At 58.7% G+C, this 26657-nt stretch carries 18 protein-coding genes; 11 read left to right on the top strand and 7 right to left on the bottom strand.

Features of this window, described 5'->3' with window-relative positions:
• Positions 1–109: 109 nt before the first annotated feature.
• The 5 genes from D882_RS0110765 (at position 110) to D882_RS0110745 (ending at position 6654) form a co-directional block, all read left to right on the top strand.
• Positions 110–3601, top strand: coding sequence for a response regulator (locus tag D882_RS0110765; protein ID WP_027923240.1), 3492 nt, complete (start codon positions 110–112; stop codon positions 3599–3601).
• Positions 3601–4434 (top strand): protein-glutamate O-methyltransferase CheR, encoded by an 834-nt coding sequence (locus D882_RS0110760; protein WP_027923239.1) that lies wholly within the window; start codon positions 3601–3603, stop codon positions 4432–4434. Before D882_RS0110765 ends, D882_RS0110760 begins: the two co-directional genes overlap by 1 nt.
• A complete protein-coding gene (locus D882_RS0110755) occupies positions 4431–5024 on the top strand; it encodes a chemotaxis protein CheB (RefSeq protein ID WP_027923238.1) in 594 nt (197 codons plus the stop codon). Before D882_RS0110760 ends, D882_RS0110755 begins: the two co-directional genes overlap by 4 nt.
• Positions 5018–6199 (top strand): hybrid sensor histidine kinase/response regulator, encoded by a 1182-nt coding sequence (locus D882_RS0110750; protein ID WP_027923237.1) that lies wholly within the window; start codon positions 5018–5020, stop codon positions 6197–6199. The genes D882_RS0110755 and D882_RS0110750 overlap by 7 nt, the downstream gene beginning before the upstream one ends.
• 77 nt (positions 6200–6276) lie before the next feature.
• On the top strand, positions 6277–6654 hold the full coding sequence (locus D882_RS0110745; RefSeq protein WP_027923236.1) for a response regulator: 378 nt from the start codon (positions 6277–6279) through the stop codon (positions 6652–6654).
• 28 nt (positions 6655–6682) lie between these two features.
• On the opposite strand, the gene D882_RS0110740 is transcribed toward D882_RS0110745, so the two are convergent.
• From D882_RS0110740 to D882_RS0110730, 3 genes are all read right to left on the bottom strand, one after another.
• On the bottom strand, positions 6683–8338 hold the full coding sequence (locus tag D882_RS0110740; RefSeq protein ID WP_371258946.1) for an ATP-binding protein: 1656 nt from the start codon (positions 8336–8338) through the stop codon (positions 6683–6685).
• Positions 8339–8352: 14 nt separating this feature from the next.
• Positions 8353–9855 carry an ATPase domain-containing protein gene (locus D882_RS0110735; RefSeq protein WP_027923234.1) on the bottom strand — a complete coding sequence of 501 codons (1503 nt, stop codon included), beginning with the start codon at positions 9853–9855 and terminating at the stop codon, positions 8353–8355.
• Positions 9856–10081: 226 nt separating this feature from the next.
• Positions 10082–11137: a HEAT repeat domain-containing protein gene (locus tag D882_RS0110730; RefSeq protein WP_027923233.1), complete on the bottom strand. Its 1056-nt coding sequence runs from the start codon at positions 11135–11137 to the stop codon at positions 10082–10084.
• Positions 11138–11321: 184 nt separating this feature from the next.
• Here D882_RS0110730 and D882_RS0110725 point away from each other — a divergent pair, with 184 nt between their 5' ends.
• Genes D882_RS0110725 through D882_RS0110715 form a run of 3 tightly spaced genes read left to right on the top strand, consistent with a single transcriptional unit; the run spans position 11322 to position 14617 of the window.
• Positions 11322–13457: an FUSC family protein gene (locus tag D882_RS0110725; protein WP_027923232.1), complete on the top strand. Its 2136-nt coding sequence runs from the start codon at positions 11322–11324 to the stop codon at positions 13455–13457.
• On the top strand, positions 13447–13647 hold the full coding sequence (locus D882_RS0110720; protein WP_027923231.1) for a DUF1656 domain-containing protein: 201 nt from the start codon (positions 13447–13449) through the stop codon (positions 13645–13647). The genes D882_RS0110725 and D882_RS0110720 overlap by 11 nt, the downstream gene beginning before the upstream one ends.
• A 4-nt stretch (positions 13648–13651) precedes the next feature.
• Positions 13652–14617, top strand: a complete 966-nt coding sequence (locus tag D882_RS0110715) for an HlyD family secretion protein (RefSeq protein WP_027923230.1) — start codon at positions 13652–13654, stop codon at positions 14615–14617.
• 116 nt (positions 14618–14733) lie between these two features.
• On the opposite strand, the gene D882_RS0110710 is transcribed toward D882_RS0110715, so the two are convergent.
• The 4 genes from D882_RS0110710 to D882_RS0110695 form a co-directional block, all read right to left on the bottom strand.
• On the bottom strand, positions 14734–16155 hold the full coding sequence (locus tag D882_RS0110710; protein WP_027923229.1) for an efflux transporter outer membrane subunit: 1422 nt from the start codon (positions 16153–16155) through the stop codon (positions 14734–14736).
• Positions 16152–19346: an efflux RND transporter permease subunit gene (locus D882_RS0110705; RefSeq protein ID WP_027923228.1), complete on the bottom strand. Its 3195-nt coding sequence runs from the start codon at positions 19344–19346 to the stop codon at positions 16152–16154. Before D882_RS0110705 ends, D882_RS0110710 begins: the two co-directional genes overlap by 4 nt.
• Before the next feature lie 15 nt (positions 19347–19361).
• Positions 19362–20615, bottom strand: coding sequence for a multidrug efflux RND transporter periplasmic adaptor subunit MexE (mexE, locus tag D882_RS0110700; protein WP_027923227.1), 1254 nt, complete (start codon positions 20613–20615; stop codon positions 19362–19364).
• A gap of 311 nt (positions 20616–20926) precedes the next feature.
• A complete protein-coding gene (locus D882_RS0110695; RefSeq protein WP_027923226.1) occupies positions 20927–21844 on the bottom strand; it encodes a LysR family transcriptional regulator in 918 nt (305 codons plus the stop codon).
• 268 nt (positions 21845–22112) lie between these two features.
• Between D882_RS0110695 and D882_RS0110690 the strand changes: the two genes are divergently transcribed.
• The 3 genes from D882_RS0110690 to D882_RS0110680 all read left to right on the top strand — a co-directional run bounded on the left by D882_RS0110690 (position 22113) and on the right by D882_RS0110680 (position 26611).
• Complete coding sequence (locus D882_RS0110690; RefSeq protein WP_027923225.1) at positions 22113–23135, top strand: zinc-dependent alcohol dehydrogenase family protein; 1023 nt, start codon at positions 22113–22115, stop codon at positions 23133–23135.
• Positions 23136–23694: 559 nt separating this feature from the next.
• Positions 23695–25143 carry a hypothetical protein gene (locus D882_RS0110685; RefSeq protein ID WP_032833481.1) on the top strand — a complete coding sequence of 483 codons (1449 nt, stop codon included), beginning with the start codon at positions 23695–23697 and terminating at the stop codon, positions 25141–25143.
• A 67-nt stretch (positions 25144–25210) separates the two neighbouring features.
• Positions 25211–26611, top strand: a complete 1401-nt coding sequence (locus D882_RS0110680) for a PLP-dependent aminotransferase family protein (RefSeq protein ID WP_027923223.1) — start codon at positions 25211–25213, stop codon at positions 26609–26611.
• Positions 26612–26657 lie beyond the last annotated feature (46 nt).

The raw sequence follows: 26657 nt of genomic DNA, 5'->3' as shown, positions 1-26657 counted from the left end.
CTCGCGCAGCTAAATGCGGGATTTACCCTGATACAAGGCAGAAAATTGGATCAACGTGCTTCTTTTGGGGCAAACTCCGTGCTTTTGAACAGTTCGACAAGGCCTCCCCATGACCACTGCGTCTTCGGTTGATGAGCAACGATTCCGCAAACTCCTGAGCCGCAACGTCAGCCTGCCATTGGGCGTCGGTGTCATCAGCGCGGTATTTTTTGTTTCGCTGATCACTTATCTGTTGTCGGTAATCCAATGGGTCGAGCACACCGACCGGGTGATCAATAACGCCAATGAAGCGGCCAAGTTGACCATCGACCTGGAAACCGGCATGCGCGGTTACCTGCTGACCGGTGACGAGCACTTTCTTGACCCCTACGAAACGGCCAAGCCGAGAATAGCGGTGGCCCTTGATACCTTGCTTGAACTGACCGCCGACAACCCGGCGCAAACCGATCGCTTGCGTCGTCTGCAAGCGTTGCAGACCGAGTGGGCGAGCTACGCGCAATCGATGATCGATTTGCAGCGTAACAGCGGCGATTATCGCGGTGCGGTCAAGGCCGGGCGCGGTAAGCGCCTGACCGATGAAATCCGCAAGCAGTTCGAAGACGTGGTCGACATGGAGCAGCAGCTGCGCGCCACGCGCAGCGACGAAGTGCGCCGTACCACGCTCTGGAGCATCGGCCTGTACCTGCTGTTCGTCGCCGGTGTCAGCGCCATGCTCGCCTTCATTGGTCGACGCGACCTGCTCAATCTCTCGCAAATCTACAGTGCCAACCTCGCGGCGCAGCAATCCAGCGCCTTGCGCCTGGAGCAACAAGCCTGGCTGCGTAACGGCCAGACCGAGCTGGCCGAACAAGTATTGGGGCAACTGAGCCTCAATCTGTTGGGTCGCAACATTCTGCAGTTTTGCGCGCAGTACCTGGGCACCGCCGTCGCCGCCATTTATGTTCGCGAAGACCACGGTGGCCTTAAGCGTATTGCTTCCTACGGTTTCTCTCGCGAGCAGGAAGAGCGAAATCAGCAGATCTACAGCGATGAAGGCATCGTCGGCCAAGTCGCGAACCAGGCCCGCCTGATTCGTCTGGATGATGTGCCGAGCAATTACTTCAAGGTCAGTTCCGGCCTGGGCGAAGGCCTGCCGCACAGCGTGCTCGTAGTGCCGACCAGTGACGATGACCGGGTCAACGGTGTGATCGAGCTGGGCTTCTTGCGTCCGTTGTCTGATCGTGACATCGAGTTGCTGGAGTTGATTGCCGGCAACATCGGCACCTCCATCGAAGCTGCACGCTATCGCCAGCGCTTGCAGGAGGTGTTGGCCGAAACCCAGCAGCTCAACGAAGCGCTGCAAGTGCAGCAAGAAGAGCTCAAGACCGCCAACGAAGAACTCGAAGAACAGTCGCGGATTCTCAAGGAGTCCCAGGCGCACCTGGAAACCCAGCAGGTGGAACTCGAGCAGACCAACGAGCAGCTCGCCGAGCAGGCGCAGATCCTCGCAGACCAGCGCGATGCCATGGATCAGAAGAACACCGAGCTCAACCTGGCCCAGGTGCAGCTTGAGGACCGCGCCCTGGAGCTGCAGCGCTCCAGCAAGTACAAGTCCGAGTTCCTCGCCAACATGTCCCACGAACTGCGCACGCCGCTGAACAGTTCGTTGATCCTGGCCAAATTGCTCGCCGAAAACCCTCAGGAAAACCTCAGCGCTGAACAGGTGAAATTCGCCGAGTCGATTTATTCCGCCGGTAATGACTTGCTCAACCTGATCAACGACATTCTCGATATTTCCAAAGTCGAGGCCGGCAAGCTGGAGATGCGTCCGGAAAACGTCAGCGTCGAGCGTCTGGTTGACGGCTTGCGCGGGATGTTCGAGCCGATGGCGGCTGACAAGCACCTCGCGTTTCACGTTGAACTGCAACCCGGTGCGCCGAAGATGCTTTTCACCGACCGCCAGCGTCTGGAACAGGTGATCAAAAACCTGCTGTCGAACGCGGTGAAATTCACCGAGAAGGGCTCGGTCAGCGTTACCGTGGCCTCGCAACCGAATGAGGGCGTGGCCTTCATCATCCGCGACTCGGGCATCGGTATCGCCGAAGACCAGCAGGACAGCATTTTCGAAGCGTTCCGTCAGGCGGATGGCACCACTAATCGCCGCTATGGCGGCACCGGCCTGGGCTTGTCGATTTCCCGGGACCTGGCGGCGTTGCTTGGTGGTTCGATCAGCGTCAGCAGTGAGCCGGGGCAGGGCAGTGTGTTCACGCTGGTGTTGCCTCAGCAATACGTCGAGCCGGGCGACGAGCCTGTCGAGCCGATGCAGGCTTCACCCGTCGCAATCACCCCCCGCGCGGCACCGGCGGAGTTGGCTCCACTGGTTGCCCCGGTTGATATTCCTCGTTTCAACGACGACCGCGGCCAGGCGCCGTTCAAGACACGGTGCATTCTGATCGTGGAGGATGAGCCGAACTTTGCGAACATTCTTTTCGACCTCGCGCACGAACTGGGCTATCAGTGCCTGGTTGCTCACGGGGCCGACGAAGGGTATGACCTGGCCAAGGAGTTCATTCCCGACGCCATTCTGCTGGACATGCGCCTGCCCGATCATTCCGGGCTGACCGTGTTGCAGCGCCTGAAAGAGCACGCCGAAACCCGGCACATTCCGGTTCACGTGATTTCCGTTGAAGACCGGGTCGAGGCCGCCATGCACATGGGCGCCATCGGTTACGCGGTCAAGCCGACGACTCGCGAAGAACTCAAGGATGTGTTCGCCCGCCTCGAAGCCAAGCTGACCCAGAAGGTCAAGCGCGTGTTGCTGGTGGAAGACGATGATCTGCAGCGCGACAGCATTGCCCGGCTGATCGGTGACGAGGACATCGAAATCACGGCGGTAGGCCTGGCTCAGGACGCGCTGGACCTGCTGCGCACGACGATTTTCGATTGCATGATCATCGACTTGAAATTGCCGGACATGCTCGGTAACGACTTGCTCAAGCGCATGTCCACGGAAGACATCTGCTCGTTCCCGCCGGTGATTGTCTACACCGGGCGCAACCTGACCCGCGATGAAGAGACCGAACTGCGCAAGTATTCGCGCTCGATCATCATCAAAGGCGCGCGCTCGCCTGAGCGTTTGCTGGACGAGGTCACACTCTTTCTGCACAAAGTCGAATCGAAGTTGTCCCATGAACGGCAGAGGATGCTCAAGACCGCGCGCAGCCGCGACAAGGTCTTCGAGGGTCGCAAGGTGCTGCTGGTGGACGACGATGTACGCAACATCTTCGCCCTCACCAGTGCACTGGAGCAAAAGGGCGCAGTCGTGGTCATTGGCCGAAACGGTCGTGAAGCGATTGAAAGGTTGAATGAAGTCGAGGACATCGATCTGGTGTTGATGGACGTGATGATGCCGGAGATGGATGGCTTCGAAGCCACTATCGAGATCCGCAAGGACCCGCGCTGGCGCAAGCTGCCGATCATTGCGGTGACGGCCAAGGCCATGAAAGACGATCAGGAGCGCTGCCTGCAGGCCGGCTCCAATGATTACCTGGCCAAGCCTATCGACCTGGATCGTCTGTTCTCGCTGATTCGCGTGTGGTTACCGAAGATGGAACGCATTTAGTGGAAGGCATTTATTCAGTGGAGCGAAACAGCGACATCGAATTGCGCTTGTTGATCGAGGCGATTTACCTCAAGTACAGCTACGACTTTCGCGACTACTCCGGCGCTTCGATCAAGCGTCGGGTGAATCATGCGCTGGTTCAGTTCGAGTGCAACACCATCTCGGCCTTGCAGGAAAAGGTCCTGCACGACCCGACGGCGTTCATGCAGTTGCTGCAACTGCTGACGATCCCGGTCAGCGAGATGTTCCGCGACCCTTCGCACTTCCTCGCGATCCGCAAGGAAGTGGTGCCGCTGCTCAAGACCTATCCTTCGATCAAAATCTGGATTGCCGGGTGCAGTACCGGTGAAGAAGTCTATTCGATGGCGATTCTGCTGCGTGAAGAAGGCTTGCTGGAACGCGCCATCATTTATGCCACCGACATCAACCCACACTCGCTGGACAAGGCCCGGCAAGGGATTTTCTCCATGGAGAATGTCCGGGCCTACACTGCTAATTACCAGCAGGCCGGTGGCCAGTGCTCGTTCGCCGATTACTACACGGCGGCCTATGGCTACGCCATTTTCGACAAGAGCCTGTGCGAGAACGTGACCTTCGCCGACCACAGTCTGGCGACGGACAGTGTCTTTTCCGAGACTCAATTAATTTCGTGTCGTAACGTATTGATTTATTTTAATAAAAAACTTCAGGATCGTGCGTTCGGATTGTTTCATGAGTCGCTGTGTCATCGCGGGTTCCTGGTGTTGGGCAGTAAGGAAACCCCGGATTTTTCGGCCTTCGGCAACCAGTTCGAGCCGCTGGTCAAACAAGAACGGATCTACCGCAAATCATGAACAACGCTGCAGCTGTTCCTTCTATTGAAGCCATCGTGATCGGCGCTTCGGCCGGCGGCGTAGCGGCGTTGCTGACTATTCTCAGCCCGTTGCGCGAAGGCTTCGCGCTGCCGATCATCGTCGTGTTGCACCTGCCCGACGAGCGTAGCAGCCTGTTGGCCGAAGTATTTGCGCGCCGGGTTTCGATGCCTGTTCGGGAAGCGAGCGATAAAACCCGGATTGAAGCCGGGACGTTGTATTTCGCCACGCCCGGTTATCACCTGTCGGTGGAACATGACCGCAGTTTCTCGTTGAGCCTGGAAGAGCGCGTCCACCATTCGCGACCCGCCATCGATTACCTGTTCGAGTCCGCTGGCGACACCTACGGTTCAGCACTGGCCGCGGTGTTGTTGACCGGGGCCAACCGTGACGGTGCTCGTGGTTTGTCCCACGTCAAAAGTCGCGGTGGAATGACCATCGTGCAAGACCCGAATGAAGCCCAGGTCGCAACCATGCCCCAGGCGGCGCTGGATATTCATGAGCCGGACCATATTCTCCCTATCGGCGGCATCGGCCGTCTGCTTGTCGAGCTGGAACGAATAGCATGCTAAGTAACATCCAAGCCAAACTGCTGATCGTCGACGATCTGCCGGAGAACCTGCTGGCGCTCGAAGCGCTGATCAAGCGCGAAGACCGCATGGTCTACAAGGCCTTGTCCGCCGACGAAGCCTTGTCGCTGCTGTTGCAGCACGAATTCGCCATGGCGATTCTCGATGTACAGATGCCCGGCATGAACGGCTTCGAGCTGGCTGAATTGATGCGGGGCACGGAAAAAACCAAAAACATCCCGATTGTGTTCGTCAGCGCTGCCGGCCGGGAGTTGAACTACGCGTTCAAAGGCTACGAAAGCGGTGCAGTGGATTTCCTGCACAAGCCATTGGACATTCACGCGGTCAAGAGCAAGGTCAATGTGTTCGTCGACCTGTACCGCCAAAGCAAAGCGATGAAACAGCAGGTTGAAGCGCTGGAGCAGAGCCGTCGCGAGCAGGAGGCGTTGCTCAAACAATTGCAGAGCACTCAACTGGAGCTGGAGCAAGCAGTGCGCATGCGCGATGACTTCATGTCGATTGTCGCTCACGAAGTGCGCACGCCACTCAACGGCCTTATTCTTGAAACCCAGTTGCGCAAGATGCACCTGGCCCGGGATAACGCCTCGGCGTTCACCCTGGACAAGATGCACGCCATGGTCGACCGTGACGAGCGGCAGATCAAAAGCCTGATCCGCCTGATCGAAGATATGCTGGATGTGTCGCGCATTCGCACCGGCAAGCTGTCGATCCGTCCCACAAAGTTCGACCTGGTGCAATTGGTCGGCAATCTGTTGGATAACTTCAAGCCGCAAGTCGAGGCCGCCGAGTGTTCCACGCGCTTTACTGCCGAGCGGCCAGTGGTCGGCCACTGGGATGAATTTCGCATCGAGCAAGTGATTTCAAATCTGCTCACCAACGCCTTGCGTTATGGTGGCAAAAGCCAGATTGATGTGCGGGTGTACGTACAGGACGGTCAGGCGCGGGTCGAGGTGCAGGATCAAGGGATCGGCATCAGTGAAGAAAACCAGAAGCGTATTTTTCAACAGTTCGAGCGTGTTTCCGCCAAGACCGTGGTCGCGGGGCTGGGTCTTGGACTGTTTATTTCCGAGCAGATTATCGCCGCCCATGGCGGTTCCATCGCCGTCGAGAGCAAAATCAACGAAGGCGCTCTATTTCGCGTTTGTCTGCCGCTTTAGGAAATGAGCCAGATAAACGCAACCTCTGAGCGACCCCACGGTCGTATCAGCAGCTATTGACCGAACAAAGGCTTCCCATGAGTGAAGATGCACAAGATGTAGTACTTGTCGTCGAGGATGACCCCTCGATTCTGATGGTACTGTCCGCGTACTTGTCGGGTGAAGGTTACCGGGTGCTGCAAGCCGAAAATGGCGAGCAGGCCTTTGAAATTCTGGCGAGCAAGCCACACCTGGACATGATGATCACCGACTTTCGTCTGCCCGGCGGGATTTCCGGCGTGCAGATCGCCGAGCCGGCAGTGAAACTGCGACCGGAACTCAAAGTGATTTTTATCAGCGGTTATCCGCAGGAAATCCGCGAGACAGACAGCCCGATCACCAAGACCGCGCCGATCCTGGCCAAGCCATTCGACCTGAATGAACTGCAAGAGCTCATGCAGCGAATGCTGTCCTGAGCTCTTTGCCATAGGCCCTCGGGGCGCATCAGATACTGATCATCTCCCGCACCTTGGCCGTCAGCAGGTCAAAGGTGAAGGGTTTGGTGATCATCTGCATGCCGGGGTCCAGAAACCCACCCCGCACGGCCGCGTGTTCGGCATAACCGGTGATGAACAGCACTTTCAGGTCAGGCCGATACTGCCGACCAATTTCCGCCAGTTGCCGGCCGTTCATGCCCGGCAGCCCGACATCGCTGATCAACAGATCAATCCGTTGCGCTGAATCAAGAATCGGCACCGCACTGTCGGCATCACCGGCCTCCACGAAGGCATAACCCAACTCACTCAACACGGCACTGACCAGCACGCGAACCGCCGGGTCGTCTTCGACAATCAACACGGTTTCACCGTCCTGAGCATAAGGCGCCTGCTGGATGTCCATCAGGTTTTCCTCGGCCTGGTCCCCGCCGCTGTAACGCGGCAAAAACACACTCACTGATGTGCCGTGACCCACTTCGCTGTGGATGGTGACGTGACCGTTCGACTGCTTGCTGAACCCGTAAATCATCGACAACCCCAACCCGGTGCCCTGACCAATTGGCTTGGTCGTGAAGAACGGGTCAAAGGCACGACTGATCGTGCTTTCGGGCATGCCACAGCCCGTGTCGGTCACGCGCAGCACCACGTAATCACCGGGCAACAGATTACCGTGGGCCGCAACGAATCCCGAATCGAGCTTTTGATTGGACGTATTGACCACCAGCGTGCCGCCTTCGGGCATGGCATCGCGGGCGTTGAGCACGAGGTTGAGCAGGGCGCTCTCGAGTTGATTGGGATCGGCCTCGGCCACCCATAAGTCATCGCTCAACTGCATGTCCAGATGAATACTTTCATTGATGCTGCGTTGCAGCAGTTCGCCCATGGACACCACGAGGGTGTTCATTTCCACGGGTTTGGAGTCCAGTGATTGACGGCGCGAGAATGCCAGCAGCCGATGAGTCAGGCCTGCGGCGCGGTTGGCAGAGGTCACGCCCAGGTCGATCAACCCGTCGAGGTCCTCGGTGCGTCCTCTGGCGAGGCGCCGACGCAACAACTCAAGGCTGCCGATGATGCCGGTCAGCATATTATTGAAGTCATGGGCAATGCCGCCGGTAAGCTGGCCGACCGCTTCCATCTTCTGGGATTGTCTGAGGGCTTCTTCGTTGTGGCGCAACTGTGCAGTGCGTTCCTCGACTTGTTGTTCGAGGGTTTCGAGGGTGTTTTGCAGGCGCAGTTCACTTTGGCTCAGATCGATCAACCGGTCCCTGGCTTCATACTGTCGTCGACGACCGCGCAACGCGGTGGTGACGAGGCTGATCAAGGTCACCGGATGAAAAGGGCGCTCAAGAAAGGTGACGTTGCCTAATTGCGGGCCGAGTCGTGACGCAGGGTTCTGCTCCGGGCCACCGTGGTGCGTCAGTAATACAATCGGCAGATCGGACCAGGCCGGTTGCTGATCGATCAGCAACCGCAGAGGGTCAAGATCACACCCTATCAGGGCTTCCGAAGAAATCAGCAGCAGGCCGGCACCTTTGACCAACTCCCCGCACAGCGCCACCAGATCCCGGGTCACAATGCCTTCGAATCCCGCCTCGTTGAGCATCATCAGCGCAATCTGGCTGTCACGTCCCAGTGGCGCGAGAATGATTGCGCGCTCGGACATCGCCTCGACAATACTCACCGGACATCGTCCTGGAGCAGCGGTTGGCTGGCGCCCAGATAGGTCGGTACGCCGCGCAATACGCCCTGGAACGCATCCAAAGGTTCACCGATGGTCATGCCCCGGCTGCCGATGCGGTATTCGCGAATGGTCGATTCGTGGCTGCCGGTGCGTTTCTTGATGATCGAGATCGCCCGGCGAACCTTGCCCAGGGCTTCGAAGTAGCGCAACAGGATTACCGTGTCAGCCAGGTACGTGATGTCGACCGGCGCTTGCATGTCACCGACCAGCCCATGTTGGGCGACGGTCATGAACGTCGCAGCGCCTCGGCGATTGAGGTACAGCAGCAACTCGTGCATGTGCAGTACCAGCGCATTTTCCTCAGGCATCGCGGCCTGATAGCCATTGATGCTGTCGATCACCACGGTTTTGATTTGACGTTCATCGACACAGCGGCGCACCCGGTGGGAGAACTCGCCGGGGGACAGTTCGGCGGCGTCGACTTGCTCGATCAGCAGGTTGCCGGTGTCTTGCAGGGCCTGCAGGTCGATGCCCATGTTTTTCATGCGCTCGAACAGTAACCCCAGCTCTTCATCGAAAATGAACAGCGCGGCTTTTTCGCCACGCGCCACGGCAGCAGCGGCGAAGATCATCGAGATCAGCGATTTGCCGGTACCGGCCGGCCCCAGAATCAGCGTGCTGGAACCGGTCTCGATACCGCCGCCGAGCAGGGCGTCCATTTCTTTGATGCCGCTGGTCAACTGTTGGCGGATGTAGCCACCTCGGTGTTCGGCCGCGACCAGGCGCGGGAATACGTGCACACCGTCGCCCATGATGGTGAAGTCGTGATAGCCGCCGCGATACTTCTGGCCGCGGTACTTCACCACGCGGATGCGGCGGCGTTCGGCGCCATAGTTGGGTGTGAGTTCTTCGAGACGAATCACGCCATGCGCGACGCTGTGTACGGTTTTATCGAGGGATTCGGTGGTCAGGTCATCCAGCAACAACACGGTAGCGTCGTAACGCACAAAGTAGTGTTTGATCGCCAGAATCTGCCGCCGATAACGCAGTGAACTCTGGGCCAACAGGCGGATTTCGGACAGGCTGTCGAGCACCACGCGCGTCGGTTTGACCCGCTCGACCACTTCGAAAATCTGCTTGGTGGCTTCACCCAGTTCAAGGTCCGAGGAGTACAGCAGACTCTGCTGGTGCTCGGCGTTGAGCAGGCTTTCCGGCGGGGTCAGTTCGAAGATGTGGATGTTCTCATCCAGCTCCCAGCCATGGGACAGGGCGCCTTGACGCAGCTCACGCTCGGTTTCTGACAAGGTGATGTACAACGAGCGTTCGCCGGCTCGGGCGCCGGCCAACAGGAAATGCAAAGCAACGGTGGTTTTGCCGGTACCGGGTTCGCCCTCCAGCAAAAATACATGTCCACGAGACAAGCCTCCGGCCAGGATGTCATCCAGACCTTCGATGCCGGTGGCGGCTTTTGCACTGAACAGCTCGGTTGATGTAGACAAGAAAAACCCTCTCATGACCAGGGGAAGCGAGGCAGCAGGCTTGAGGTGCCTGTTTGGACTGCCTTTTCTCTTGACCTTTGGCCGTGACGACGGTTCAACCTTTTTGCAGAACTGACCTGTGGCAGCTGCCGAAGGCTGCGTTCGAGTGCGTAGCACTCGTTATCGGATGCCGGGCGGGCGCTACGCACCCGGACGCAGCCTTCGGCAGCTGCTACAGAGGGGGCTGTTACAAGCCTTGCTGCAACGCGGGGTCATCCGGGTTGAGCTGCTCCAGCTGAGCCAACAGGATCTGCACGTTCTGCAACTGTCCGCTTTCTTTCCAGTAATTGATCAGCAGCACACGCGCCTTACGGTCGGCCGGGTGGCGCTGGACGATCTCTTGCAACTGCTTCTGCGCGGCTTCCAGCTCCTGCTCAAGGTGCAAGGTGGTCGCCAGGTCATAGCGATAATCCTTGTTGTCGGGCTCCAGCTCCACAGCTTTGGAAAGGCCGAGCACGGCAAACTCACTTTGCCCGTGATTCAGCAGCCAGAGCCCCAGGGCATGTTGCAGGTAGGCCGAGTCGGGCTGCGTTTTGAGCTGTTTCGCCAGCAATTGGCGTGCGGCATCGCTTTGGCCCTGGCGGTCGAGCACATCGATCTGCATCACCAGCGCCGGCAGATTGCCGGGGTCCAGCTGTAATGTGCGATCCAGCGCTTCTTGTGCCTCTTTCAATTCGGCGTTGTGCAGGTGCAGGCGCGCCAATTGATATTGGTTTTGCGCGCTGGGTGGCTGACTGTTAAGGGCCAGTTCCCAGGCATCGATGGCTTGCTCCAGTGGCGCGAAATATAACCCCAGGTCATCCGGTGACAGTCCCAACAGTGCATTGACGGCGGCAAATCGCACGCTTTCTACGCTGTCATCGAGCAATGGGCCGATCAACAAGCTGCGTTGGCCGGCAGACACCAGGCCGCTGATGCTCTTTATGGCGGCGATCCGTACGTTTTCATCCGGATGCTGCAGGTCCGCATCCGCCAGTTTCAAGGCCTGCGGGCTTGGGTAGTTGGGGAGTTCGGCGAGCAACCAGATACGCCGCTTGGGCGACAGATCAGGTCGCCCCAGTTGCTGATATAACACCCGTGCGGCACCCGGCTGACCGGAACGGGCCTGGGTCAACGCTTCGCTGTAACCGCGCTTGATCGCTTCGGGCACCTCAGGCGTTGTGCTGCGCAGGAACAACCAGGCCATAACAATGGCAAACAGCACACAGAGACTGATGAGCAAGTAGCGGCGGGACTGGGGCATGCAGGAATCCGGGAGCTGGCAAGCTTGTGCAAAGGCCGTCAGCTTCGGTCAGCTGGGGCTGTGAGTCAAACCCTGAGGGGGCTCAATGTCGAGGATTTTGCCTACAGCTTGCGTCGACATCGAAACCTGTCGAGGCCTTGAAGCAGTGACTACGCTTGCTGAAGGTGAATCGAAGGGAGCTCCCATGCAACCGCTGCTTCAATACTTCAAGGCAATCCTCAACCCCGGGCCCGGTGTGCTGCTTTTTGCCTTGAGAACCATCGCCGCCGGGCTACTAACCCTGTACCTAGCGTTCCTGTTCGACCTCGATCAGCCCAAATGGTCGATCATGGCGGTGGTCATCGTCAGCCAGCCATTGGGCGGCATGGCGCTGGCCCGCAGTCTCGGGCAGGTCATCGGCACCACCTTGGGCGCTGTCGCGGCAGTCGTGATCATGGCGATCTTCCCCCAGGCGCCGTTGCCTTTCATCATTACCCTGGCACTGTGGCTGGCACTGTGCACCGCTGGTGGCACCTTATTGCGCTACACCAGTTCCCAAGCCTTTGTGCTCAGTGGTTACACGGCGGTGGTGGTGGCGCTGTTGGCCGTGCCTGATCAGGACGGCACCTTCCTTTTGGCGGTGACGCGCTTGACCGAGACGCTGCTGGCGGTGGCGTGTGTCTGCGTCGTCAGCCTCCTGACCGCACGACCCGAGACCGTGGCCCGGAGCTACTTCGCCAAGATTGATCAGGTGATCAAGTTGTTGGCGACTCACGCCGCGGCGGTCATTCGAACCGAAGAAAGCGAAGCCGATTTTCATCGCAGGCAAATGCAGCTGTTAGGCGAAATCAGCGTTCTGGAAGGATTGCGCCGGCACCTTTATTACGATGCCCCACGATTACGCAGCGCCGATGAGCTGGTGCAACTGCTGGGAAACCAATTGGTTTTACTGACGTCCCGGCTGACGGCGCTGCGCCACCAGCGTGAGCTGCTGACCGAGCGCTGGGAGGGGGAGTTGCCCTTGGAAATACAGCATTTACGCGCCGAAGAATTGGCGTTTCTCGATGAGCTGGCCCAAAAGGGCCGCTCGCTATCGGCCGATGCGCGTCATCATTTTTCGGCATTGCAGCAGCGTTTCGACGATCAGGCGTACAAGGCAGAACAACTGACCGAAACAATGCCGGCCACATTGCGATCGCTGGCGTGGGCCCTGCGCTGGGAACAGGCTCGGTTGTTACAGCAACTGGAACAGATTCTGGAACTGAGTGACGCCATTCAGGAGGAACGCCAGGCCAGTTGCGTCTACCGGGGACAGGCGAATCCGCTGCATCTGGATTTCACCCTGGCGGGGATGAACGCCATTCGAGCCTTTATTGCATTGCTGGTGGCCGGACTGATCTGGATCGAGACCGGCTGGGACGGAGCGCGGGGCGGCATGGTGCTGGTCGGGATTCTTTGTTCGCTGATGGCAACCTTCCCCAGACCGTTGCTGGCGGCGCAGAGCTATGCAAGGGGGCTATTCCTGGCGTTGATTGTGTCGGCGCTTTATCAATTCATGCTGGTGCCCATGATCAGTAATTTCGAGCTAATGGCCTTGTTGTTGGCGCCATTGCTGTATGCGGTCGCGGTGGGTCTCTCCACGCCGGCAACCACCGGGACAGGCATCGGCTTTGGTCTGTCGACCTTTCTGTTGTTAGGTCCACAAAACGTCGGGATCGGCCAGAACAGTGCGATTCAGTGGTTCGAGTTTGCCGGAGCCTATGTCAGCGCAACGGTCCTGGCATTGAGTGTCTTCGCCTTGATCTTCCCGTTCAGGCCTGTTCTGCGGATTCGCCGGCTGTTCAAGGAAAACGCGGAGCAGGTCTACGCCTTGATGAAGACGCCGGCCACCGATGCACAACAATTTGCCTTCGAAAGCCGCATGGTCGATCGACTGACCATGATGCTGGGGTTGTTGCCGGCGACCAGCGATAAGCAGTCCGACGAGTTATTTCAGGTCAGCCTCGGGTGCATGGCCCTGGGCGTTGCGTTGAACCAGCTCAGGCAACAGGGGCAGGGCAATACCTTATTGAGTTCGGAGCAACAGCAGCGGTTGTCGGCTGCGGTCCGCGATTGCGCAAGATGGGTGGCCGGGCGGTCCGGGACAGACCCCGATCGGCTGCTTGGGGAATTGCGCGTACTGGGCGACGAATTGGACGATTTGCACCTGATGGTCCACGAGCACTTGTGGTCGGTGTTCCGAATGCGCGTGGCGCTGCTGATCGTGGAGTCGTTCGTGCGGCGATATCGCGAATACTTTCAACCGGTAGTTGCAACAGGAGTGCCGGCCCTTGCCCATTGATTTTGAACTGGGTGGCGTGTACTTGCCGCCCATCGCCCAAGCGCTGTTATTGGCGCTGCCGATTTTTCTGGCGCTGGACTGGGTGTTACGCCGCCTCGGTGTGCTGCGTTTCGTCTGGCATGAAGCTTTATTCGAGGGCGCGTTGTATGCCTGCGTGTGCGCGACGTTGATTCTGGTAATGGGAGCCTGATGCCTTGAAGAAATTTCTTCCCCGACTCGCCACACTGGTCGTTGTGCTGTTGGCCTTCATTCTTGGCTGGTTTGCCTGGGAGCATTACACCCGAGCTCCCTGGACACGGGATGCACGGGTTCGCGCTGACGTGGTGACGTTGTCTGCCGATGTCTCGGGGCGCATCGTCAAACTGGGTGTACAAGACAACCAGCATGTTGAAAAAGGCCAGCTGCTGCTGGAAATCGATCCGGCTCGCTACATCCTGGCCGTGGAACGTTCCAAACGCTCGGTGGAAGTGGCGAAAGCTTCACTGGGGCAGTCACAGGCGGCGATCGTTGCCAGCGAAGCACTGCTCAAACAGCGGCAGAGCGAGGAGCAACGCCGGCGTACGTTGAAGGAACGCTCGGCCGTCTCTGGTGAAGAGTGGGAAAAAGCCAGCACGGAAGTGGCTGTGGCTCAGGCCGATCTGCTGCGTAACCAGGCCATCCTGGTGTTGGCTCAGGCTAACGTGCAACTGGCCATCGCAGCATTGACCCAGTCCGAACTGGACTTGCAACGCACTCGCGTTGAATCGCCGGTCACCGGTTTTGTCACCAACCTGCTGACCCGTCAAGGCGACTACGCCACCGCTGGCGGCCCGTTATTGGCACTGGTGGACAGCGATTCGTTTTATGTCAGCGGTTACTTCGAAGAGACCAAGTTGCCGCGAATCGCAGAGGGTGACCGGGTCGACATCGAATTGATGAGCGGCGAAACCTTTGGCGGCACCGTGCAAAGCATCGCTTTCGCCATCGCCGACCGGGAAAACCTGCCGGGCGGACGCTTGCTGGCCAACATCAACCCCAGCTACACCTGGGTCAAACTGGCGCAACGGGTGCCGGTTCGGATAAAGATTGATGATGACTATGCCGGCAAAAACCTCCTGCGCGCCGGCACAACTGCCACCGTAACCGTCCTCGAAAACCGCACCCCCCAAGATCACCGCTAACCCCCCTGTAGGAGTGGATTCAAGAATCAGCAGACAAAAAAAAGCCCCGCGACCGAATGAGACGCGGGGCTAAAAAAATGGTCGGTTGCGGCCAACCAAAGGAGCGCTTTAACAACTTACTTGCTGGCGACGGTCTCCGGTTGCCAGCCACCGCCAAGGGCTTTGTAAATCGCGACAATGCCGCTATACAGTTCGGTTTCGGCCGATGCCTGGGTGTCTTCCGCCGCCAGTCGCTCGCGTTGCGCGTCCAGCAGGACGAGGAAGTCCGCCGTGCCTTCGCGATAGCGAATTTCGGCGAGGTCGGCGGCGGCTCGACTCGACTCGCTCTGACGAATCAGAGAGATCAAGCGTTGCTGACGCTTGCCGTAATCGCTGAACGCGTTTTCCGACTCTTCCAGTGCCAACAGCACTTGCTGCTCATAACTGGCCAGCGCGCCTTCGGCATCCGCATCCGCACCGCGAATACGGGCTTTTACACTGCCCAGGTCAAACGCGGCCCAGGTGATGCTTGGGCCCAGTGCCCAGGCGTTGGCTGCCGAGGACCCAATTTGCGAACCGCGTCCTGCCGTAAAACCAAGGAAGCCGCTGAGGCTGACCTGTGGGAACAAATCAGCCGTGGCCACGCCGATGCGGGCGGTGGCAGACGCCAGTTTGCGCTCGGCGCTAAGGATGTCCGGACGACGTTGCAGCAGTTGACCCGGATCGCCAATCGGCAGCGCTTTGGCGATGGCCGGCAGGCTCTTGGGACTCAGGTCGACCGTCAGCTTGTCCGGGCGCTCACCCAGCAGGGTGGCGATACGGTTTTTTTGCCGAACCTGTTCGGCCTGCAATTGCGGCACGCTGGCTTCGACGGACGCCAAACGTGCATCGGCGCGCTCCACGTCCAATTGATCACCGACGCCAGCATCACGCAGGCTGATGGTGATCTTGCGTGACTCCTGTTGGTTCTCCAGGTTCGCCAAAGCGATCTTTTCGCGCAGTTGTGCACCACGCAACTGACCGTAGGAATCCACCAGTTCGGCAATCATGGTGACTTGCAGTTGGTAGAGATCGGCCTCGATGGCTTGCTGTTCGGCGTTGGCCGATTCCAGGTTGCGCTGGATACGGCCAAACAGGTCGATCTCCCACGCCATGTCCAGGCCCAGGTCGTAGCGTTCGCTGTTGACCCGTTTGGTGGTCTGGCCAGGGATTTGCCCTTTGCCCAGTTCACTGCTGGCCCGGCTGGTGATGGTCGGCATGGCGTCGTTGCTGATGTCATCGCGAATCGCCCGGGCCGCTTTCCAGCGGGCGAAGGCCACGCGCAAATCACGGTTGCCTTGCAGCGATTGAGTCACCAACTGATTAAGGGTCGGGTCCTCGAACTGCTGCCACCAGATGCCTTCGAAGTGCGAGCGGTCGAAGTTTTTCTGGCCGGCAGCGCCATCGGTAGCCGTGGTGATATGCGCCGGTTCAGTCGCAGGGGTCTTGTAGTCCGGGCCGACGGCGCAGGCACTCAGGGCCAGTACCAGCAGGCTCGGAAGAAAGGCTTTCAAGCTCATTGTTGCGACTCCAGTTGCTTTTGAAGATTCAGCGCCTTGGCCGCCTTGCGCTTTTCACCGCGCTCCACAAAGTTGCGAATCAATACGTAGAACACCGGCGTCAGCAACAGACCGAAGAAGGTCACCCCGAGCATCCCGGAGAACACCGCCACACCCATGGCGTGACGCATTTCGGCACCGGCACCGCTGGAGAACACCAGAGGCACGACACCCATGATGAACGCGAAGGACGTCATCAGGATCGGCCGCAGACGCAAGCGGCAAGCTTCCAGCACCGCAGCGAGCGGGTTGAGGCCTTCGTCCTGCTGTTTGTCCTTGGCAAACTCGACGATCAGGATCGCGTTCTTACACGCAAGCCCCACCAGTACGATCAAGCCGATCTGGGTGAAGATGTTGTTGTCTCCACCCGAAGCAATCACACCGGTGATGGCCGACAGCAAGGTCATCGGTACGATCAGGATCACTGCCATTGGCAGGCTCCAGCTTTCGTACTGAGCCGCGAGTACCAGGAACGCCAGCAGAACGCAGAGCGGGAAGACGAACAGGGCGGTGTTGCCGGACAGAATCTGCTGGTAGGTCAGGTCGGTCCATTCGTAGGTCATGCCGTTCGGCAGTTCATCCTTGAGCAGTTTCTCGATGGCTTTTTCGGCCTGGCCAGAGCTGTAGCCCGGGGCGGCGGCGCCGTTGATTTCAGCGGTGATGAAGCCGTTGTAGTGCATCACGCGGTCCGGCCCCGAGGTGTCGCTGACCTTGATGAAGGTCGCCAGCGGGATCATTTCGCCTTTGTTGTTGCGCACTTTCAGCTGACCGATCTGGTCCGGTTCAAGACGGAATTGTTGTTCAGCCTGAACGTTGACCTGGTAGGTACGACCAAAGCGGTTGAAGTCGTTGGCATACAGCGAACCCAGGTAGATCTGCAGGGTGTCGAAGATGTCACTGACGGCCACGCCATGAGTCTTGGCTTTTTCCCGGTCGATGGCGGCATCGACCTGCGGCACGTTCACGGTGTAGCTGGTGAACAGGGCGGCCAGTTCCGGCACGTTGTGGCTTTTGTTGATGATGTTCATGGTTTCTTTGTACAGCTCGTCGTAGCCGAGGTTGCCCTTGTCTTCGATCTGCAGGCGGAAACCACCGATGGTGCCCAGACCCTGTACTGGCGGCGGCGGGAAGATCGCCATGTAGGCTTCTTGAATCCCGGCGAACTGGCCGTTCAAGGCACCGGCAATGGCACCGGCGGACATGCTCGGGTCTTTACGCTCGTCGAACGGCTTCAAGGTCACGAACACGATGCCGGCGTTAGGACTGTTGGTGAAGCCGTTGATCGACAGGCCGGGGAAGGCCACTGCGCTTTCCACGCCAGGCTGTTTCAGGGCCAGGTCGGACATGCGTTTGATCACGTCTTCGGTACGGTCCAGGCTCGAAGCGTCCGGCAGTTGCGCGAAGGCCACCAGGTATTGTTTGTCCTGGCCGGGTACGAAGCCGGTCGGGGTGTGGGCGAAACCGAAGAAGGTCAGCACCATCAGGCCTGCGTACAACAGCAGGGCAATACCGCTGCTGCGGATAACCCGGGCTACGGTGCCGACATAGCCATGGCTGGCGCGTTCGAAGAACCGGTTGAACGGACGGAACAGCCAACCGCCCAACAGTTTATCAAGCACTTTGGTAAAGCGATCTTTCGGCGCACTGTGGCTCTTGAGCAGCACGGCGGCCAGGGCAGGGGACAGTGTCAGCGAGTTGAACGCCGAGATCACGGTCGAGATGGCAATGGTCAGGGCAAACTGTTTGTAGAACTGGCCGGTGAGTCCGGAAATGAACGCCGCCGGGATAAATACCGCACACAGCACCAGCGCCGTCGCGATGATCGGCCCGGTCACCTCCCGCATGGCTTTCTTGGTGGCTTCTACGGGCGTTTCTCCCAGCTCGATGTGCCTCTCCACGTTCTCCACCACCACGATGGCATCGTCCACCACGATACCGATCGCCAGTACCAACCCGAACAGCGACAGGGCGTTCAACGAGAAGCCGAACAAGTGCATCACCGCGAACGTGCCGATCAGCGACACCGGTACGGCTACCAATGGAATGATCGAGGCGCGCCAGGTTTGCAGGAACAGAATCACCACCAACACAACGAGAATCAGTGCTTCGAAGAGGGTGTGAACAACGGCTTCGATGGAGCCGCGAACGAAGATCGTCGGGTCGTAGACGATGCTGAAGTCCATGCCTTCCGGGAAGTTCTTCTTCAGCTCGGCCATCTTGTCGCGCACTTCGTTGGAGATTTCGATCGCATTGGAGCCAGGGCGCTGGAAGATCGGGATCGCCACCGCCGGTTGGTTGTTCAGCAACGAGCGCAGGGCGTATTGGCTGGAGCCCAGTTCAACGCGGGCAATGTCTTTGAGGCGAGTGATTTCACCGTTATCGCCGGAGCGAATGATGATGTTCTCGAACTCTTCTTCAGAAACCAGACGACCTTGAGTGTTGACCGACAGCTGGAAAGCCGTGGCATTTGGCGCAGGAGGAGCGCCCAGTGCACCGGCGGCCACTTGACGGTTCTGCTCACGAATCGCGGTCACCACATCGGTGGCGGTCAGGTTACGCGAAGCGGTCTTGTTCGGATCGAGCCAGACGCGCAGCGAGTAATCGCCCATGCCGAACAATTGCACATCACCGACCCCGCCCAGACGCGCCAGCTCATCCTTGATGTTGAGCAGGGCATAGTTGGACAGGTAAAGCATGTCGTAGCGTTTGTCCGGCGAGGTCAAGTGCACAACCATGGTCAGGTCGGGCGAAGCCTTGTCGACAGTGATACCGATGCGCGTCACTTCTTCTGGAAGTTTCGGCTCGGTCCGGGTGACCCGGTTCTGTACCTGCACCTGCGCATTGTCCAGGTCAGTGCCCAGCGCGAAGGTGATGGTCAGGGTGATTTTGCCGTCAGCGGTGGACTGCGAGGACATGTACAGCATGTTCTCGACGCCGGTGATGGCTTGCTCCAGCGGAGCGGCCACCGTTTCACCGATGACTTTAGGGTTGGCACCCGGGAAGTTGGCGCGGACCACAACGGTCGGCGGCACCACCTCCGGGTATTCACTGATTGGCAACTGGAACAGCGAGATAGCGCCGGCGATCAGGATCAACAGCGAGAGCACCGCTGCGAAGATCGGCCGTGAAATGAAGAATTGGGAAAAATTCATCGGAGTCGTTGTCCCTTAACCGCGTGGAGTCGCAGCAGCCAGTTTCACAACCTCACCCGGCGCGACCTTGGCAGGTGCGACTTGGGGCAGGTTGCTGGCTTCCAGCGCTTGTCGTTGTTGAGCCAAGGCCGCGAGGGTTTGTTCGCTGGCCATCGGGATCACTTCAGGGGTGACCGGCGAGCCAGGGCGAACCCGTTGCAGCCCCTTGACGATGACGGTGTCATCCTTGTTCAGGCCGGTGCGCACGATGCGCAAACCTTCGATCTTTGGTCCCAGTTCGACGGCGCGGTACGCCGTTTTGTTGTCGGCATCCATCACCAGTACGAATTTTTTGCCCAGATCGGTACCGACCGCTTCGTCATTGATCAGCACGGCGGAGTAGGTGCCGCTGCCGACCAGTTTCAGACGCGCATAAAGGCCTGGGGTATAGCTGCCGTCTGCGTTGTCGAAGACTGCGCGACCACGGATGGTGCCGGTTTTCGGGTTGACCTGGTTGTCGACGAAGTTCATCACGCCCTGGTGCGGGTTGCCGTCTTCGTTGGACAGGCCCATGTAAACCGGGGTGGTGGCGCCGCGTTTACCCTGGCGAGCGAGTTGGGTGTACTTGAGGAATACGCGTTCGTCAGCGTCGAAGTAGGCGTAGACCTTATCGGTGGAAACAACGCTGGTCAGCGGCGTGGTGTCCGCAGTCACCAGGTTACCCGCAGTGATTTCTGCACGGCTGACACGACCACTGATGGGCGCGGTGACGCGGGTGAAGCTCAGGTTCAGTTTGGCCAGGTCCAGTTGCGCCTGCAGGGCACCGACAGCGGCGCGGGCTTCTTGAGCGGCACTGGTACGCGAATCGGCCAGTTCGGCGGAGATCGCGTTGCTGGTGCGAAGACGCTCGCCGCGCTGGGCTTCGTTTTCACTGCGGGTGGCGTTGGCGCGGGACTGGGCAACCAGGGCTTCGAGACGGCGAACCTCGGCCTGGAATGGACGCGGGTCTATCTGGAACAGCAAGTCGCCTTTCTTGACCAGAGCGCCTTCCGTAAACGCTACGTCATCAATCTGACCGGAGACCCGTGGACGAATTTCTACGGTTTCCGGCGCTTCAAGGCGCCCGGTGAATTCGTCCCACTCGTTGATCGGTTGTTCCAGCACCTTGGCGACGCTGACCTTCGCCGCGGGCATGGTCGCGGCAGACTCCGGCGCCTTGCCGCAGGCGCTCATCACCAGTACGGCCAACATGGCCAATGGGAAGCGCAAATGTTTGAGTGACTGTTCCATGGATGCATCCGCCAATGTATTGAGAATGGACGGATGATGAGCGGCGAGGGTGTATCTCACGAATCGAATGAAGCGAAGGTAACTATCATTCGGAATGATATGAGGCTCGGGCGAGCTCTCTAGCATGCACCTTTGGCTAATCCGTGATCAATTGAATTGATGACAATTCAGTGTTGCGGGGAATGCAAAGGACAGACTTGGAACCGAGTCGTGGCCATCGCGGGCAAGCCACGCTCCCACAGGGCAATGCATTCCAATGTGGGAGCGGGCCTGCTCGCGAAGAGGCCGGAAGCCTTAACCCAAACTCAAGATCAGGCGAGGCTATCCGGATCCCCAAAAAACATCTGAATCCGCGACCGTAACCAACGTTCACCGGGGTCATTATCCTGCGACCCACGCCAGGCCATGTGCAATTCAAAACTGCGCACCCGCAGCGGTGGGTCTTCAGCCCGGACACCGCCAGCCGCTGTCAACGCTTCGGCGGTGTAATCCGGCACGGTCGCCACAATGTCGGTGCCACTGATGAGCGTGCTCAGCCCGTTGAACTGCGGCACCGCCAGCACGACATGCCGTTTGCGCCCAAGCTTTTCCAGTTCGTCATCTATAAAGCCGCTCAGGTCACCGGCGAACGACACCAATGCATGCGGCCTGGCGCAGAAGTCATCCAGGCTCAACGGCCCTGGCACGGTGTCGGCGCGCAATAGCTTCGGCATGCTGCGGCGCAGCACTTTGCGCTTGGCGTTGGCCGGCAGGTCGGCGGTGTAGCTGACGCCGATGGAAATCTCGCCCGACGCCAGCAGGCTCGGCATCAGGATGTAATTGGCCCGGCGCACCACTAGCACGATCCCGGGGGATTCGGCACGCAAACGCTTGAGCAGCATCGGCAACAGAGCGAATTCGACATCATCCGACAGCCCAATGCGGAACACCGCCGTGCTGGTGGCCGGATCAAACTCCGCCGCACGGCTGACGGCCGTGGAAATCGAGTCCAGCGCGGGGGAGAGCAGGGCGAAGATTTCTATCGCCCGGGCGGACGGTTCCATGCTGCGACCTGTGCGCACGAACAACGGATCATCGAACAGCCCGCGCAGGCGTGAAAGCGCCGCACTGATGGCCGGCTGGCCGAGAAACAGCTTCTCTGCAGCGCGGGTCACGCTGCGTTCGTGCATCAGTGTTTCGAAAACGATTAACAGGTTCAGGTCGACACGACGCAGGTCATTACGATTCATCTGGAGTCCTGGCAGAGTCATCAAGCTTGACGAGAGCGGCCATATGAGAACAATGGCCGGCATGAATCTTACGGGGAAAGGCTGCTACTCTGCACCGTGTAATTCAGTTTTTCCTGAAGGGCCGCTTCGATTTTCACGACATTTGATGATGTCGCCGGTGCTGCGGAATCAATGACAGGCATGTCGACTATTAATAGCCACTGATAGTCTTGGGTAGAAAGCCCAGATAGAGTTCATGGCATTAGAGGTTACTTTGACGAGGTTTGCGATGTCCCGCACGATCCGTTTTCACAAGTTTGGTCCAGCCGAGGTGCTCAAATGCGAAGAGCATGCGGCGGCACTTCCTGCTCCGGGCGAAGTGCAGGTGCGTGTCGAGGCGATTGGCATCAGCTGGTATGACACGCTTTGGCGCCAGAACCTGGCGTCGTCCCACGCTCGTCTGCCTGCAGGCATCGGCCAGGAAATGTCAGGTGTCGTGACGGCGCTCGGTGAGGGTGTCGATGACCTGGCAGTCGGTGACAAGGTCGCCAGCTTCCCGTCTCAAAGCCCGAACGACTATCCCGTGTACGGCGAGCAGATTGTTTTGCCGCGCTCGGCACTGACCCGGTATCCGGATGTGCTGACTCCGGTCGAAGCGGCCGTGCATTACACGCCGTTGTTGATCGCTTATTTCGCTTACGTCGATCTGGCACGCATCAAACCCGGGCAGTTCGTGCTGGTGACTGACGCTAGCCATTGTGCCGGACCATCGTTCGTACAACTGGGCAAAGCCTTGGGTGTACGTGTGATTGCCGCCACCAAAACGGCGGAAGAACGCGAAAACCTGTTGGCACTGGGTGCCGAGAAAGTCATCGTCACCGAAGAAGAAGATCTGCTGATGCGGATCAACAAAATCACCGATAACCGCGGTGTGGATGTGGTGTTCGACGGGTTGGGCGGGCCGCAGATGTCGTTGCTGGGCGATGTGCTCGCACCGCGTGGCAGCCTGGTGTTGTACGGCCTTCAAGGCGGCAACCAGACGCCGTTCCCGGCCTGTGCAGCGTTCCAGAAGAACATACAGTTCTTTGTGCACTGTATCGGCAACTTCACCGGCAAGCCGGAACTGGGCATCATCCAGGATGAGGTCGCACTGCAACGTGCGTTGCGTGACATCAATCAGATGACGGCTGACCGTGTGCTGCTGCCGCTCAAGACTCGGGTCTTTCCGTTTTCCGAGTTTGTCGAGGCACACCGCTATATGGACGAATGCCCATGCCGCGAGCGGGTTGCCCTTCAGGTCGAACCTGCGTAACACGCCCCAATAAAAGTCCGTGCTTGCACGGACTTTTTCGTTCTCCCTCCGAAAATATGAGGCTCCCGTCAATTCATGACGGGTCAGTTCAGCAACTGAACTGGTTTTTGCCCTCAATCTGTATCTTCTAATCATCATATAAGCCCCGATAATTGAATGATTACTTTCATCTCAAGGAATGAGCTATGGCCAGGTATCGGGCAGATACTTTTCAATGCGCTCCGGCAATACAAACTCAACTATTAATGAGTTATCGATCGGTTGCCGAAAAAACACAGGTAACTTCTTTCTTTATTTGTCGTGCTACTTGTCTGTGGGACGTTGTCGGATATTTCCTAGGATGTCTCCGGTCGTCGCCCGGTGCCCGGCTTGTGGGGCTTGGAGGCGCGTGGTTGTCAGGAGGGTTAACGGTCGGCTGCAATCATTTCAAATAATGACTAAAAACTAAGTGTTAGCATTTGATATCAGGCGCAACACTCTAATCATGACCGGCAACCCATTGCGCAATGCATGGCGTTGTTTGCGTGACATCGAACCTATGAGTAACAGGTAGACAATAATGACCAATACCCATGATCAGGCAATGAACTATGTTTATCAGCAAGTACTGCAGCGATTACTGAGTTTCTTTTCCCGGGCCGAGCGCACTGCATTGCAGTTGATGATTCAGCGCGTGGTGGTCGCCGCCGGTGGCATGGAGCGAATTGGCGAGTTCAAGGTGCTGACGATCCAGTCTGGGAGCCGTGACAGTTGTTACACCCTGGCGTTGCTGCGTGCCGCGCAATTGAGCATCGCCGGGCGCGCACCGGCGACCTTCCAGCTGCGTGTGGCGACCTTGCGCTCGAACAGCATCGCTTCGACGGCGCTTGAAAACATCCATCACAGCTGCAGCGCCTTGTTTCTCTACGACGATCCACGGGTTGAAGTGTTGATGGTCGATAACCGCGAGGTCCTGCCGTTCAATCACGCCGTGGCGATCTCCGAAGGCGGTCGCGAATCAAATCGCCTCAATCTGTTGATGGTCGGTCACCGTCGAACCTGGCACGACCCCCTTGACCTGTGGGATGACGGGTACCTGGCAACCGGCGAGTTCTATGGGCAAATTGCCCGTTGGGACCGCGGTGTCGATGCCTTGGTCAGCAGCGATTCACCTCGCCAGCAAAAGCAGTTCATGGATGGATTGAACCGTGCTGCGGCGAAGGCGGGGTTTGCGATGTCGGCTCAGCCAGAGACCAGCTATGAGCAGCTCTTCGCACGGCTCGATGCGCTGGGCAGCGACTGCTATCGCGAGTTTTACCCCGGCCACGATCAGCCGGCATGGCGTCCAGCAGAGCGTTTTGAGGCGTGTCGCCGCGCAACGTTCATCGACATCCACGACATGCTGGTCAGCAATCTGGAGGAGCGCTGGCCGCTGCTCACAGAGTTCCTCAAGTTTCAACCTGACGAGCTGACGGCTCAGTCGGGTGATAACGAATACGTGAGCTTTTCGATTTCTGCGCATCTGCGTGGGCTACAAGCCTGTTTCGTGCAGGGTCGGACCTATGAAGCCGGCATTGTTGACTATGTTCAGCGGCAATTGGTCATGATGCGTCGCAAGCACCTTCCGGAGTATGCATACGAGCAGGTATTGCGGGCATATGGCAATCCAGATCAGCGTGAACTGGCGGCGGCCGAGGCCCAAAGATGCCTCTGCCTGAACGAAGCTCAACTGGTGTGCTTACTGTTCGCACCCTTTGTCGAGAAAGGCGCGTCGCTTGAGCACTTTCTGCGTCAATGCCATCCCGGCATGCTCGTGGCGCTACCCGAACTGCATCGCGCGATGCAGGGCAAGCCTGCGCCCGAGCAGGTGTTGCAATGGATGGTCGACGTCAGCGGGCTGCCCGTCAGCCTGATCGGTACGCTGTACCACATGGGGCCGGTGGCCAGTGGCGAGACTGCGGGCAAGGGGCTGCAAGCCGATATGAGGGTGATTGACGCCGTGACGGGCGAACGGTCAACGGGGCGTTGAAAGTGCCTCGCTTGATAACGCCCGTCCGGATCCATCGGGCTGCGCCCATCGTGTGCAGTCATCGCTCATGAAAGGCCCCCGAGAAACCGACTTCGCTTATCAGGCGGTGTATCGCTACCTGACTCATCTGATCAGCGAACCGGTCAGCGACACACGTGTGCGGCTTCCGTCATTACGACAGCTGGCGGAGCGTCTGAGCGTGTCGATATCGACCATTCAGTACGCCTATTCGCTGCTGGAAAAGGAAGGGCGCGTCTATTCGGTGGCCAAATCCGGTTATTACGCACTTCCGGTGTCGTTCATCCGGCCACCGTGCAGCGGCAATGACCTGCTCGAGACGGTTTATGTGAATGCCAGGCGACCGGGAATGCTGGTATTGAGCGCTGACGAACCCGCATTGCTGCAGCCGTTGGACAGCCCGCTATTGCTGTTGGAGAGAGAACTGTTGCGCCAATATCCGCGCCAGCCGCAACCGACGTCTCAACCCTGTGGCGAACGGGAGCTGCGCGCAGCGCTGGCGGCGCGATATACCTCCTCTCCGACACGTTGCTGGCACGCCGACGATGTCTACATCGGTGCTGATCTGCGGGGTGTGCTGGAAATATTGATCGCGGTGCTTTGCCTCAAGGACGCCACGGTTGTGGTGGAGTCTCCGTGCGACTGGTCGATTTTGCGGTTGTTGCAGGACTTGGACGTCAAGGTCATTGAGGTGTCGTTACAAGCGGATGGCTGCCTGGACCTTGACCATCTGCAAACACTGCTGGAGACCGAACCCGTTCGACTGATGATGTTGTCATCCGGCCTGAACATGCCGCGCGGCAGTGTGGTCGATGAAAGCAACAGGCTATCAACCGTGCAGTTGCTGGCGCGGCACGGCAGTTGGGTGCTTGAGAACGACTGTTACGGCGATCTTGAATTTGAACCCGCTGGCCCACGGTTCCGCGATTTGCTGGACCCGGACCGACTGATCGTGTTTTCCACATTCGAGAAGGTTATCGGGCCTGAAGCGCCTTACGGCTATGTGCTTTCGCGGCAACTGCGAGGTGAGCTGCAGCGACACTTTCTGCTGCGCTCGTTCCGGTTGTCGCCGATCCGTCAGAAAGCCATTGCGCGCCTGTACAACAATGGTCGCATCGATCAGCACTTGTTGGTGCTGCGCCGGCTACTCAAGGAGCGCAAAGTACAGATGACCCAATTGCTGGAGGAACGACTGGCAGACGCGTTGCACTTCGTCGACCCCCAGGGCGGCGCGACGATCTGGGTGCGCTCATTACGTCAGGTTGATGTGCGCGGCGTGTTCCACCGCCTGCTCAAACAGCAGGTAGTGGTGGCCCCCGGGGAATTATTCAGCTTGCGCGGGCTGCATGCGCAACATTTGCGGCTGAGCCATACCTTTGGTGGTGAGCATGACCTCGGCGTAGCGTTGGGTTTGCTGGGGGATGCCTTGCGTCTGGAAGCGATCGATTGAGCGACGCGGGATAACATCCGCGAGCCTCATGGATCTATAACATCGC

It is taken from the genome of Pseudomonas sp. URMO17WK12:I12, assembly GCF_000514395.1.
GTDB classification, from domain to species: Bacteria; Pseudomonadota; Gammaproteobacteria; order Pseudomonadales; family Pseudomonadaceae; genus Aquipseudomonas; species Aquipseudomonas mucoides.
Note: the sequence above shows the minus strand (reverse complement) of the source record. Positions and strands in the feature narration are given on the sequence as shown.